Here is a 12,871-nt window from a genome sequence, read left to right as displayed (position 1 = left end):
GACTTTCGCAACGTATCGCGTGATCCGATCCGGTCGTCTCGTGCACGGACCTTTGCACGATTGCGCGGGTTAGACCCCTTCGATACCTTCCACGTCTGTTTCACGGGAGTTCTTATGACCAAATCGATCCTCCTCCTGCCGATCCTCGCGATCGCCGCGACGGGCATGTCAGCCTGCAGCGAAAAGGCGCAAAACGACGCCAGCACCGCAGCAAACTCGATCGCCGGCGACGTCAACGAGACCGCGCGCAAGGCGCGGGACGACACGGACGCAGCGCTTGGCGCGGCAGAATCCCGCATGGACAATTTCGGGGATACGGTGGACGCTAAGGCAGGCCGGTTGAACGAAGACGCCGACCGTGCGGCCCAGCGTATCGGCGACAAGGCAGATCGCGCGGCCGATCGCGCCGGCGAAGCCGCCCGTGACATCGGCAACGAGATCGACAATTGATCCGCTGGGGCGTCCTGCTGGTGGCGGCGCTGCTCGCGGCGTGCTCGAGCGGCACGCCCAGCGGTGGCAATACGGCAGCAAGTGAGGATCTTGCGTCCAATGCCGCTGCCGTATCGCTGGACGAGAATAGTGCCGACATGAACGCTGCCGAGATCGTCCCCGACGATGAGGGCGGCACCGAAGAAGAGCCTGGAGCCAAGCCGCAATGATCGAACACCGTCGCCTCGGCGCCACCGACCTCCGTATTGCGCCGCTCGTCCTGGGCGGCAACGTCTTCGGCTGGACCGCGGACCAGACCACCAGTTTCGCGGTGCTCGACGCCTTCGTCGCGGGCGGCGGCACGATGATCGACACCGCCGACGCCTATTCCGCCTGGGTACCGGGGCACAGCGGTGGGGAATCGGAAAGCGTGATCGGCGCGTGGCTCAAGCACAGTGGCAAGCGCGACCAGGTCCAGATTGCCAGCAAAGTCGGCATGTTACCCGGCGACGGTGGCGAAAAGCTGGCGCCAGCGCGGATCGCGGCGGCTTGCGATGCTTCGCTTCGGCGGCTTGGGGTGGAGACGATCGACCTGTATTTTGCGCATCAGGACGATGAGGCGGTGCCGCAGGAGGAGGTGCTGGCGGCGTTCGGAAAGCTTGTGGATGCGGGCAAGATCAGGGCGTTAGGGGCGTCGAACTTCCATGCCAGGCGGCTGAAATCGGCGAACGACGTTGCGCGGGAGATGGATTTGCCGCGGTATCATGTGCTGCAGCCGGAATATAATCTGGTCAGCCGCCACAAATTCGAGGGCGAATTGCAGTCGTTTTGTGTCGAAAACAACATCGGCGTGGTGCCATATTATGGCCTTGCGTCCGGTTTCCTGACCGGAAAATACCGGAATGCAGACGATTTCAGCAAGAGCGTCCGCGGCGGGCGGATGCAGGAATTCCTCGATGGCAATGGCCCCGCCGTGCTTGCCGCGATGGACTCGATCGCCGAGGAAACGGGTGCGAGCCTCGCCCAGATCGCACTGGCGTGGCTCAAGGAGCAGCCAGCCGTTACCGCGCCCATCGCGAGCGCTACTTCGGTGGAGCAGGTCGAGGACCTGCTGGGCGCGATGAGCCTGACGCTGACCACCGAGCAACTGGACCGGCTGACGGTCGCGGGCGCCTGAACTTCCCTTCCCCGGCCTTCGCCGGGGAAGGAGGTTTGCGTCACGCGGCGAACTGGTTCATCGTATTGTGCGCGCCGCCGGCCTTGAGCGCGGCCTCGCCTGCGAAATACTCCTTGTGATCGTCGCCGATGTCGCTGCCCGACATGTTCTGGTGCTTGACGCAGGCGATCCCCTCGCGGATTTCCTTGCGCTGGACGCCCTTCACATAGCCGAGCATCCCCGCCTCGCCGAAATACTCGCGGGCGAGATTGTCGGTCGAGAGCGCCGCGGTGTGATAGGTTGGCAGCGTGATGAGGTGATGGAAGATCCCCGCGCGCGCCGCTGCATCGCGCTGGAAGGTCCGGATCCGCTCGTCCGCCTCGTCCGCCAGTTCGGTGCCGTCATAGTCGACCGACATCAGCTTCGCCCGGTCGTACGCCGACAGGTCGCGGCCTTCCGCAGCCCAGGCGTCATAGACTTGCTGGCGGAAGTTGAGCGTCCAGTTGAACGAGGGCGAGTTGTTGTAGACCAGCTTGGCGTTGGGGATGACCGCGCGGATACGATCGACCATGCCGGCGATCTGTTCGATGTGCGGCTTCTCGGTCTCGATCCACAACAGGTCCGAACCGTGCTGGAGCGAGGTGATGCAATCGAGCACGCAGCGATCCTCGCCCGACCCGGCACGGAACTGGAAGAGGTTGGAGGGCAGCCGCTTGGGGCGCAGCAGCTTGCCGTCGCGGTTGAGGATGACGTCGCCGTTGCGCGCGGTTGCGGGGTCGATCTCCTCGCAATCAAGGAAACCGTTATACTGGTCGCCGAGGTCGCCCGGCTCCTTCGACACCGCGATCTGTTTGGTGAGGCCAGCCCCCAGCGAATCGGTGCGCGTGACGATGATGCCGTCGTCGACACCCAGCTCGAGGAAGGCGTAACGGCATGCGCGGACCTTCGCGAGGAAGTCCTCGTGCGGGACGGTGACCTTGCCGTCCTGATGGCCGCACTGTTTCTCGTCACTGACCTGGTTCTCGATCTGAAGCGCGCACGCCCCCGCCTCGATCATCTTCTTCGCAAGCAGATAGGTTGCCTCGGCATTGCCGAAGCCGGCGTCGATATCGGCAATGATCGGAACGACATGCGTCTGGTAATTCTCGACCGCGTTGAGCAGGCGCTGCTCCTCGATCGCATGGCCCGAAGCGCGGGCCGCATCGATGTCACGGAACATCATGCCGAGCTCGCGGGCGTCGGCCTGGCGCAAGAAGGTGTAGAGTTCCGCGATCAGCGCGGGGACGCTGGTCTTCTCGTGCATCGACTGGTCGGGCAAGGGGCCGAACTCGCTGCGGAGCGCCGCGATCATCCAGCCCGACAGGTACAGATAGCGCCGCTCGGTCGAGCCGAAGTGCTTCTTGATGCTGATCATCTTCTGCTGCCCGATGAACCCGTGCCAGCACCCGAGCGACTGCGTATAGTTCGCCGGATCGGCATCATACGCCGCCATGTCCTTGCGCATGATCGCCGCCGTATAGCGCGCGATGTCCAGCCCGGTCTTGAACCGGTTCTGAAGCCGCATCCGCGCGACCGATTCGGCCGAGATGCCGTCCCAGGTGCCATTGTGGCTGCGGATCAGCGCGTTGGTTTGAGCGATGCTGGACTGGTACGTCATCGAGGACCTCACTGTGTAGCGATTTCCACGGAATAGCGTTCTTTACACGAACTCGGACGCAAAACCCGCGACGCACAGCGTCACGGCGTCAAATCTTCCGCCGAACATTTGTAACATTGTGACTATTTTGACAGGCAAACGTGCCCGATCGCAAAGGAAGGGGCGGGCAGAATGGCATCTTGTTGCCCCCTCCCTCCGCGGAACCGATGCCCGGCCCTGCCCACCTTACGCTATGGACGCCTCGCCAGATACGGCAAAGCTCCCTTGGCCCAGGCTGCACACGGCCTAGTCGCCACCGAACGAGAAGCCGCTGATCCCGCGCTCCCGTTCATTGACGATCAGCGCGCGACCCGACGGCGGCAGCGACCGTTGCGGGCATTGCCCGCGCCCGCACGCGCGGCATCCCAGCCCGATCGGTGTCGCCTCCCCTGTGAGGTCGACTCCGCGCGCCGCGGCGAGCGCGCCTGCGTGCCCGGCGGCAACGCCGACCCCGACGACGAACTCCGCGGGTACCGTCCCATACCGCCGCCCTTGCGGGGTGACGGTGCGCGCGATCGTGAACCAGCGCGAACCGTCCTCCAGCGCCACCAGTTGCACCGCGAGCGTTCCCGGACGCTCGAACGCGGCGTGGAGCCGCCATAGCGGGCAGCGTGCCTCCGCCTCGGCGAGCGGCGACGCGCTCGCGCCCGAGAAACGCTTCGACGCCTGCCCCGCCCGGTCGATCCGCACTAGAAAGAACGGCAGCCCACGCGCGCCGACGCGTTGCAGCGCGGTCATACGATGCGCGACCTGCTCGAACCCCGCGCCGAAGCGGCGTTGCAACAGTTCGATGTCATAACCCGTCGCCTCGCATGCGCGGAGAAACCGGGCGTAGGGCATCATCAGCGCAGCGGCATAATAATTGGCGAGGTGGCGGCGGTAGAGCCGCTCGGCGGCGCGGTCGGCAAAACCTGCGCCCTTGGCCAGCGCCTCGATCTCGTCGCGCGCCTCGATCTGCGCGAGCTGGACCGCCACGGCAAACGTGCGGCTGGCGGGGTCGAGCACCTCCGACAATTGCACTTGCCGGGCGTGCAGATCGGTGCGGCGCAGCAGCTCGGGCATCACGTCGACCGGCAGGACACGGATCGTCAGTTGGTGCTTGACCCGCAACCGTTCCGAGATCGCGCCGTAGAGATCCCCCGCGCCCATCCGCAATTCGTCCGCGAGCGCCTCGGCCGCCGCATCGAGGTCCGGGAAATGGCCGCGCCAGCGCTCGATCTCGCGGCGGACCTCGCTGATCGGATCGACCGCGGCGGGATCGTCGGGCGTCCCGCCCGCGCGGATCCGGTCGAAGGCGCGCGCAAAGGCTTCCGCGCCGCCGGGTGCGCCGGCGAGCCACTCCTCGATCTCGTTGCGATCAATCTCGAGGTCGGCGAACATCGGGTCGGCGAGCCTGCGCCTGAGCGCCGCCTCGCCGCCGCCGGGTTCGCCTGCCGCCAGTGCGCGCGGATCGAAGTCGAAGGTCTCGGCCAGCTTGACCAGCAGCGACGCCGACAGCGGACGCTGGTTCTTCTCCACGAGGTTGAGATAGCTGGGCGAAATCGTCAGGACTTCGGCCATCGCGGCCTGGGTCAGTCCCGCCCCGCGCCGCAAGCGACGCACTGCGTGTCCGGCGAACAGCTTGCGATCGGCCACTTCCTGACTCCATTCCGTCAATACTTTACAAATGTACGTACGCTTGACGACGGAACGTTACAAGCCGACCGCACTGCGATGCGATGCCCCGTTACGCGCGTGAGATTCGCCGCCTAGGGACGGGTCAAGAAAGTTTCCTGGGGAGGAAAGGATGCCCGCCACACGCAAGTGTGGCGGGCATTTCCCGTTCTGGGGCAATGGGTTGTGCCTCACCGGGGACGCTGCTCCCTCGCCACGAAAGCGCTTCCCCGGCGCAGGCCGGGGCCCAGTGGTGAAGGTCGCTGTAACCGAGCGCTGCCGCCGCCATCTACCGCCCGCTACTGGCCCCGGCTTTCACCGGGGAAGCGCCAGCGTGGATACCAGCGTGGACAACGGCCAACTCTGCCACGCATAGAAAAAGGGGCAGGTTTCCCCGCCCCTTCTTGCACCTCACAAAACCGGCGGGCCGAAGCCCGCCCGCCCCGCTTACGCGGCGAGCTTGCGCAGCACGTATTGCAGGATGCCGCCGTTGAGGAAATATTCCAGCTCGTTGACGGTATCGATCCGGCAGCGCGTCATGAACGTCTCGACCGTGCCGTCGGCGCGGGTCATCGTCACTTCGACGTTCTGGCGCGGGCGGATTTCGGAGACCTTCATGATCGTGAAGCTTTCCAACCCGTCGAGGTTCAGCGTCTTGCGATCGACGCCCTCGGCGAACTGCAGCGGGAGCACGCCCATGCCGACGAGGTTCGAGCGATGGATCCGCTCGAAGCTCTCGGTAATGACGACGCGGACGCCAAGCAAATTGGTGCCCTTCGCCGCCCAGTCGCGCGACGAGCCGGTGCCATATTCCTTGCCCGCGATGACGATCAACGGAACGCCGTCTTCCTTGAAGCGCATCGCCGCATCATAGATCGGCATCGTCTCGCCCTTATAGGACGACATGCCGCCCTCGACACCCGGGACCATCTCGTTCTTGATGCGGATGTTGGCGAAGGTGCCGCGGACCATGACATTGTCGTTGCCGCGACGCGCGCCATAGCTGTTGAAGTCCGCACGCGCGACCTGGCGCTCCATCAGCCAAGCACCCGCCGGGCTGTCCGCCTTGATCGAGCCGGCGGGCGAGATGTGGTCGGTCGTGATCGAATCGCCGAGGATCGCGAGCGGGCGTGCCTCGATGATGTCCTGCACCGGTGCCGGGGTCATCGACATGCCCTCGAAATACGGCGGGTTGGCGATGTAGGTCGAGCTTGCCGGCCACGCATAGGTGTCCGACCCGTCGATATCGATCGCCTGCCACTTGGCGTCGCCCGTGAAGACGCTGGCGTAGCGCGACTGGAACATGCCGCGGTCGATGTTGGCGTCCATCACTTCGCGGACTTCGGCATTCGTGGGCCAGATGTCCTTGAGATACACGTCCTCGCCCGCGGTCGACTGGCCGATCGGCGTGGTGGTGAAGTCCTCGGTCACCGTGCCCTTGAGCGCGTAGGCGACGACGAGCGGCGGCGAGGCCAGGAAGTTCGCGCGCACGTCGGCCGAGACGCGGCCTTCGAAGTTGCGGTTGCCCGACAGGACCGAGGCCGCGACGATGTCGTTGCCGTTGATCGCTGCCGAAATCGCAGGCGCGAGCGGGCCCGAATTGCCGATGCAGGTGGTGCAGCCATAGCCGACAAGGTTGAAGCCGACCGCGTTCAGGTCGGTCGTGAGACCGGCCTTGTCAAGATAGTCGGTGACGACCTGCGAACCAGGGGCAAGCGACGTCTTGACCCACGGCTTGGGCTTGAGGCCCAGCGCGTTCGCCTTGCGCGCGACCAGCCCTGCGGCGACCAACACCGACGGGTTGGAGGTGTTGGTGCAGCTGGTGATCGCCGCGATCACCACGTCGCCGTCGCCGATGTCATGGTCACGGCCTTCGACGGGGACGCGAATGGCGTTCGAATGGCCATAGACCTTGGCGAGATCCGCGTTGAACGTGTCGTCGACCTCGGTGAGGATGACCTTGTCCTGCGGGCGCTTGGGACCGGCGAGCGACGGAACGACGTTCGCCATGTCGAGGCCGAGCGTGTCGGTGAAGACGGGGTCGGGCGCATCCGCCAGACGCCACATGCCCTGTGCCTTGGCATATGCCTCGGTGAGCGCGATCTGCTCTTCGCTGCGACCAGTGAGGCGCATGTAGTCGAGCGTTGCGTCGTCGACCGGGAAGAAGCCGCAAGTCGCGCCATATTCGGGTGCCATGTTGGCGATCGTCGCGCGGTCAGCGAGGCTGAGCGCATCGAGGCCCGGGCCGTAGAACTCGACGAAGCGGCCGACGACGCCCTTGGCGCGCAGCATCTGCGTGACGGTGAGGACGAGATCGGTCGCGGTGATGCCCTCGGCGAGTTCGCCGGTGAGCTTGAAGCCGACGACTTCGGGGATCAGCATCGAGACCGGCTGGCCGAGCATCGCGGCTTCCGCCTCGATCCCGCCAACGCCCCAGCCGAGCACGCCGAGGCCGTTGACCATCGTGGTGTGGCTGTCGGTACCGACGCAGGTGTCGGGATAGGCGATCGTCTTGCCGTCGGGTGCTGTCGAGGACCACACCGCCTGCGCGATGTTCTCGAGATTGACCTGGTGGCAGATGCCGGTGCCGGGGGGCACGACCTTGAAGTTGTCGAGCGCCTTCGAGCCCCACTTGAGGAACTCGTAGCGCTCGTTGTTGCGCTGATATTCGAGCTCGACGTTATCCTCGAACGCCTTGGGCGTGCCGAATTCGTCGACCATGACCGAGTGATCGATGACGAGGTGGACGGGGACGAGCGGGTTGATCTTGACCGGGTCGCCGCCGAGCTTGGTGATCGCGTCACGCATCGCCGCGAGATCGACGACGCACGGGACGCCGGTGAAATCCTGCATCAGCACGCGCGCGGGGCGATACTGGACTTCGCGGTCCGACTTGCGCTCCTGCTGCCAGTCGATGATCGCCTGGAGATCCTCGGTGGTGACGGTGACGCCATCCTCGAAGCGGAGCAGGTTCTCGAGCAGTACCTTCATCGAGAACGGCAGGCGGCTGATATCGCCCAGTTTCTCGGCGGCGGCGGCGAGGCTGTAATAGTCGTAAGCGGTGCCACCAACGTCGAGCGTGGTGCGCGTGCCGAGTGTGTCCTGGCCAATGGCGGTCATGTGCAGCGGGTCCTTCCCTATGCGTCGGGCCGCGGCGGGGAGGCGAAACCGTTTGGGCTCCGCGCGGGCGCGACCGACTGTGCGAATGCAAGAGTCGGGGTGCCCTTAGCAAGGGGGCTGCGCGGGGGAAAGGGCGCGTCTGCGTTCGCCTGCTGTTCGCGTGCAACCAGACCCCGAGCGATACATTCTATTACCGCGAAGAAACACGACGTAATTTTTCATCGGACGTGCGTCCCTTGCGAAATACAGATCGTACCTGCGCCACGACGGGAGAGGGTTCGGTTCATGCGGTTCCGGGCACCGTCTGCGCGTGCCTTGGATTTCGGTTTTTCCCTTTATTCTCAAGGGGTTGGAACCGTTTCCCGATGTACGGGTTAGCGAAGTACCATCCACAGGGAGGTCGAGTTCAATGACCGAAGATGTAAACCAGCAGTTGATCGAAGCCCTCGATCGGCGCGTAGAACGACGCAACGATCGTCGCGCCTTCTTCAAATCCGCATTCGGTGCAGCCGCGGTGGCCGGCATCGCAGGCGGTGCCGCCATCGGCCTCGCGGGCCGCGCCGAGGCGCAGACCGCACCGAGCGATGCCGACGTGCTCAACTTTGCGCTCAACCTCGAATATCTCGAGGCGCAATTCTACAGCTATGCCGCCAACGGTACCGGCCTTGCCGCGAACCTGCTGACCGGCGTCGGCACGCAGGGCGCCGTGACGGGCGGTCGCAAGGTGAACTTCACTGATCCGATCGTTGCCGCCTACGCCAAGGAAATCGCGGGCGACGAGCTTGCGCACGTTACCTTCCTGCGCACCCAGCTCGGCACCGCTGCGATTTCGCAGCCGGCGATCGACATCGACGTGACCGCGACCTCCGCCTTCAGCAACGCCGCACGCGCGGCCGGTCTGATCGGCGCGGGCGAGGCGTTCGACGTCTATGCGAACGACAACAACTTCCTGCTCGGCGCGTACATCTTCGAGGACGTCGGCGTCACTGCCTATAAGGGCGGCGCGACGCTGCTGACCAACAAGACGTATCTGGAAGCCGCAGCGGGCATTCTTGCGGTCGAGGCCTATCATGCCGCGCTCGTCCGGACCGTGCTGTACCGCAAGGGCGTCGAAACGCCGGCATTGCGGACGTCGGCCGATGCGATTTCGAATGCACGCGACAGCCTCGATGGCACGACCGATCTGGACCAGGGTATCTCGCCGACCACGGTCAGCGGTGCGCTGGTATCGAACATCGTACCGCTCGATGCGAACGGGATCGCGTTCTCGCGCACCGTCGCGCAGGTTCACAACATTGCGTACCTCACCAACGCGCGCGTGATGGCAGGCGGCTTCTTCCCCAACGGGACGAACAACCCGAACGCCGATCTGCGGTTCAGCGGCGCCAATTGAGCCGCTTTCAACATCACGCCTTCTCCAAGGGAGAGTAGCAATGGACTCTACGAATATTCTCACGCAGGTGCTGGAGGCGAGCGACCGTCGCCGCGACGAGCGCCGCAACTTCCTCCGTGTCGCCGGTCAGGCGACCGTCGCAGCGGGCGGGCTTTCGCTGCTGGCCGCATGCGATGACGGGCAGAAGGGCTTCAACCCGACGCCGACACCCACCCCTACCCCCACGCCAACCGCAACGGCTGCAACCGATGCGGACATCCTCAACTTCGCGCTCAACCTCGAATATCTCGAAGCGCAATTCTACTCGTTCGCGGTGTACGGGACCGGCCTCCCCGCGTCGCAGTTGACGGGTGTCGGAACGCAGGGTGCGGTTACCGGTGGTCGTCAGGTGACCTTCACCGATCCGATCGTGGCGCAATATGCGCGTGAAATCGCGGCGGACGAGATCGCCCACGTCGCCTTCCTGCGCACCGCGCTCGGGTCGGCTGCGGTCGCAATGCCCGCGATCAACATCGACGGAAGCGCAACGGGTGCCTTTACCGCAGCCGCACGTGCAGCCGGTGTCGTCTCGGCGACAGGGACGTTCGATCCCTATGCCAGCGACAACGCCTTCCTGCTCGGCGCGTTCATCTTCGAGGACGTCGGCGTCAGCGCCTATAAGGGCGCGGCACCGTTGCTCACCAGCAAGACTTATCTCGATGCTGCAGCAGGCATCCTTGCGGCAGAGGCGTATCACGCGGGTTTGATCCGTACGATCCTGTACGGCAAGGGCTTCGACGCGGGTACTGCCTCGGGTTCGATCTTCGATCAGGTCCGGATGATCAGCGACGCGCGTGACAGCCTGGACGGCTCGACCGACGATGACCAGGGAATCGCGGGCGCAGATTCATCGATCTCGAACATCGTCCCCACGGACGCGTCGGGCATTGCCTACAGTCGTACTGCGGCGAACGTGCTCAACATCGTCTACCTGACCAAGTCCGCCACGGTCGGCGGCGGGTTCTTCCCCAATGGCGTCAACGGGTTCATCAAGACCAGTAACGCCAACTGACACGCCAACGCGTGACGGTTACATTATGGGGGTCGCGCGATCACACTCGCGCGACCCCTTTTTTTGTGCCCCGTCCGGGTCCGCTTGTGGCGCGACGCGTTAATGGGCAACACGATACCGAAACAATCAGGAGACTTCCCATGCGCGTACCAATCCTCGCGGCGGCAACCCTGGCGGCGCTCAGCCTGTCGGCATGTGACAAGTCTGGTCCCAAGACCGGCGCACCGATGGCGAACGGCGCGCGTTCGGTGGCGATGTTGCGCACCGCGGACGGCGCGGACGTCGGTCGTGCAACTGCTACCGAGGTTGGCGGCGGCCTGCGTGTCACGGTCGACGTGACCGGGATGCCCGCAGGAACGCACGGCGTCCATGTCCACACGGTCGGCAAGTGCGACGCACCCGACTTCGCAACGGCCGGCGGACACTGGAACCCCACCTCGACCAAGCATGGCGCGATGAACCCGCAGGGTCCGCACACCGGCGATCTGCCCAATCTGATCGTCGGGGCCAACGGACGTGGCACGATCGGCATGGTCCTGCCGGGTGCTACGATGGCGGGGCTGCTCGATACCGACGGATCAGCCTTCGTGGTTCATGCCAATCCGGACGACCTGATGACCGATCCGTCGGGCAATAGCGGCGGACGGGTTGCCTGCGGCGTGTTCGCCACCAGCTGAGCCGAAGCGCGCGGGCGGCAGGTCAGGGACGGATCAGATATCCTCCCCCGCCGCCCGCGCCCAGACTTCGCGCTGCGCCTCGGCGCGCGGGACGAGCCGGTACGCTGCGATTCCCGCTGCGATCGTGATCGGTGCCGCAAACAGCAGCGACAGCACGCCGACCGACAGGCTCCCCGACAGAGTCGAGATGCGTCCCGCAAGATATGGCCCCATCGCAAGGCCGAGCAGCGTCGTTCCGATGAAGAAGGTTCCCGTCGCGGTGCCACGCATCCGCGGCAGGACGAGATCCTGCATCGTCGCCCCCGCAGCGCCCAAGGCGGTGCTCGCGAAGATGCTGGAGATGAAGAAGCACGGGAAGAACACGGCGGTCGTCGTCGCGGTGAACGCCCCGATCACGAACGGGATCGGCGCGATCGCGCCGAACAGCACGACGATCACGCGCCCGGCCGGATTGCGGCGGCGCAGGCGATCCGCGACCAGACCCCCGAGCATCACGCCGAGAAAACCCGCCAGCGCGCCGGTCGATCCGACCAGCAGCCCCGCCATCGCCGGCGTAGCACCCAGCGTCCGCAACACGAACGGTGCCGCCCAGAAGCTGATGGCGTAGGCCATGAATGCGTTAAGACCGTAGGCCACGACGATGCACAGGAATGCAGGATTGCCGACAATCAGCCGATAGGTCGGCGGATCGCGGCGCTTGAGGGCCGCGGCCCACGAAAACACCGCATAGACGCCCACCCCGATCGCGATCCACTGCGGCCACGGCTCACCGACCGCGTGCAAGCCGAGGACTGCGGCGACGACGATCCCGAGCGCGAGGATATTGACGAGAAATGCCTGAATCCCCCCGCGCGCCGCACCGATCAACGTCAGCGGCGGCAGGATGGTGAGCAGTTCTGACAGGAACGCGCTGAACGGCGCGGGATGACGTTCGGGCCGCGGAAGCCCTTCGACCGCGCCGCGGATCGGCTCGCGCAGCGTCGCGACCACCGCCGCCAGCAACAGCCCGGGGATGCCGACGATCATGAACGCCGCCTGCCAGCCGTGCAGCCCGAATGGCCCGCCATCGGGATAGGCCTGATTCCACCGCTGGACGATCAGCCCGCCAACGCCGAGCGACAATCCGCCACCGACGTACAGCCCCGACGAATAGATCGCGAGCGCGGTCGCGCGAAGACGTTTGGGGAAGTAATCCGAGATCAGCGAATAGGCCGAGGGACTCGCGGTCGCCTCCCCCACCCCCACGCCGATCCGCGCACCGGCGAGCGCGCCGCCACTTTGCGCCAGCCCGGAAGCCGCAGTCATCGCCGACCACAAGCCTAGCCCGAGCGTCATCAACCGAACGCGATGCCATGTATCGGCAAGCCGGCCGAGTGGGATGCCAAACAGCGAGTAGAACACGCCGAACGCGGTTCCGTACAGGAAACCGAGATCCTCATCCTTCAAATTGAGGTCGCGCTTGATGTCTTCGGCAAGGATCGAGATGATCTGCCGGTCGACGAAATTGAGCACGTACACCAGAAACAGGATCCCGAGCACAAGCCACGCATAGCGCGACACACGCGCGGATTCGGACGTGTCGGTGATCGCCGGACCGGTGTGCATATGCTGGCTCCTCTCGGACTTTTCTGTTCTTGGCCGGAGCGTAGCAGAGCATACCCTGATTACGAAAGCGATTTAGCAGTGGCCTGCATCC

The 12,871-nt window shown here is 65.1% G+C and carries 10 protein-coding genes; 6 read left to right on the top strand and 4 right to left on the bottom strand.

The window, feature by feature from the left end; translation table 11 throughout:
• Positions 1-114 precede the first annotated feature (114 nt).
• From AC3WJR_RS05170 to AC3WJR_RS05160, 3 genes are read left to right on the top strand one after another with little or no spacing between them, the layout of a single operon-like run.
• Positions 115-450: a hypothetical protein gene (locus AC3WJR_RS05170; protein WP_492722871.1), complete on the top strand. Its 336-nt coding sequence runs from the start codon at positions 115-117 to the stop codon at positions 448-450.
• Positions 447-659 carry a hypothetical protein gene (locus AC3WJR_RS05165; RefSeq protein ID WP_354280541.1) on the top strand — a complete coding sequence of 71 codons (213 nt, stop codon included), beginning with the start codon at positions 447-449 and terminating at the stop codon, positions 657-659. Before AC3WJR_RS05170 ends, AC3WJR_RS05165 begins: the two co-directional genes overlap by 4 nt.
• A complete protein-coding gene (locus AC3WJR_RS05160) occupies positions 656-1,606 on the top strand; it encodes an aldo/keto reductase (protein WP_492722869.1) in 951 nt (316 codons plus the stop codon). The genes AC3WJR_RS05165 and AC3WJR_RS05160 overlap by 4 nt, the downstream gene beginning before the upstream one ends.
• A 40-nt stretch (positions 1,607-1,646) precedes the next feature.
• Here the strand turns inward: AC3WJR_RS05160 and AC3WJR_RS05155 are convergent, their stop codons facing one another.
• The 3 genes from AC3WJR_RS05155 to acnA form a co-directional block, all read right to left on the bottom strand.
• Positions 1,647-3,242 (bottom strand): isocitrate lyase, encoded by a 1,596-nt coding sequence (locus AC3WJR_RS05155; protein ID WP_492722867.1) that lies wholly within the window; start codon positions 3,240-3,242, stop codon positions 1,647-1,649.
• Between the two features lie 285 nt (positions 3,243-3,527).
• A complete protein-coding gene (locus AC3WJR_RS05150) occupies positions 3,528-4,916 on the bottom strand; it encodes a helix-turn-helix domain-containing protein (RefSeq protein ID WP_492722865.1) in 1,389 nt (462 codons plus the stop codon).
• Positions 4,917-5,381: 465 nt separating this feature from the next.
• Positions 5,382-8,054, bottom strand: coding sequence for an aconitate hydratase AcnA (acnA, locus tag AC3WJR_RS05145; RefSeq protein WP_492722863.1), 2,673 nt, complete (start codon positions 8,052-8,054; stop codon positions 5,382-5,384).
• Positions 8,055-8,463: 409 nt separating this feature from the next.
• Between acnA and AC3WJR_RS05140 the strand changes: the two genes are divergently transcribed.
• The 3 genes from AC3WJR_RS05140 to AC3WJR_RS05130 all read left to right on the top strand — a co-directional run bounded on the left by AC3WJR_RS05140 (position 8,464) and on the right by AC3WJR_RS05130 (position 11,175).
• The gene (locus AC3WJR_RS05140; RefSeq protein WP_492722861.1) at positions 8,464-9,447 is read left to right on the top strand and encodes a ferritin-like domain-containing protein; all 984 of its coding nucleotides are present in this window, start codon (positions 8,464-8,466) and stop codon (positions 9,445-9,447) included.
• A 40-nt stretch (positions 9,448-9,487) separates the two neighbouring features.
• Positions 9,488-10,498, top strand: coding sequence for a ferritin-like domain-containing protein (locus AC3WJR_RS05135; RefSeq protein ID WP_354280530.1), 1,011 nt, complete (start codon positions 9,488-9,490; stop codon positions 10,496-10,498).
• Between the two features lie 140 nt (positions 10,499-10,638).
• The gene (locus tag AC3WJR_RS05130) at positions 10,639-11,175 is read left to right on the top strand and encodes a superoxide dismutase family protein (protein ID WP_492722858.1); all 537 of its coding nucleotides are present in this window, start codon (positions 10,639-10,641) and stop codon (positions 11,173-11,175) included.
• 33 nt (positions 11,176-11,208) lie between these two features.
• On the opposite strand, the gene AC3WJR_RS05125 is transcribed toward AC3WJR_RS05130, so the two are convergent.
• Entirely contained in the window at positions 11,209-12,780 is a 1,572-nt protein-coding gene (locus AC3WJR_RS05125; RefSeq protein WP_492722856.1) for a spinster family MFS transporter, read from the bottom strand.
• Positions 12,781-12,871: the final 91 nt, after the last annotated feature.

The sequence above is a fragment of the Sphingomonas sp. FW306-05-A genome (genome assembly GCF_058782275.1).
This window is presented reverse-complemented; position numbering and strand designations above follow the sequence as displayed.

Bases quoted from the DNA above. Each gene is read 5' to 3' on its own strand.
- AC3WJR_RS05170 (WP_492722871.1), top strand. From the start codon at position 115: ATGACCAAATCGATCCTCCTCCTGCCGATCCTCGCGATCGCCGCGACG.
- AC3WJR_RS05160 (WP_492722869.1), top strand. From the start codon at position 656: ATGATCGAACACCGTCGCCTCGGCGCCACCGACCTCCGTATTGCGCCG.
- AC3WJR_RS05155 (WP_492722867.1), bottom strand. From the start codon at position 3,242: ATGACGTACCAGTCCAGCATCGCTCAAACCAACGCGCTGATCCGCAGC.
- acnA (WP_492722863.1), bottom strand. From the start codon at position 8,054: ATGACCGCCATTGGCCAGGACACACTCGGCACGCGCACCACGCTCGAC.
- AC3WJR_RS05140 (WP_492722861.1), top strand. From the start codon at position 8,464: ATGACCGAAGATGTAAACCAGCAGTTGATCGAAGCCCTCGATCGGCGC.
- AC3WJR_RS05135 (WP_354280530.1), top strand. From the start codon at position 9,488: ATGGACTCTACGAATATTCTCACGCAGGTGCTGGAGGCGAGCGACCGT.
- AC3WJR_RS05130 (WP_492722858.1), top strand. From the start codon at position 10,639: ATGCGCGTACCAATCCTCGCGGCGGCAACCCTGGCGGCGCTCAGCCTG.
- AC3WJR_RS05125 (WP_492722856.1), bottom strand. From the start codon at position 12,780: ATGCACACCGGTCCGGCGATCACCGACACGTCCGAATCCGCGCGTGTG.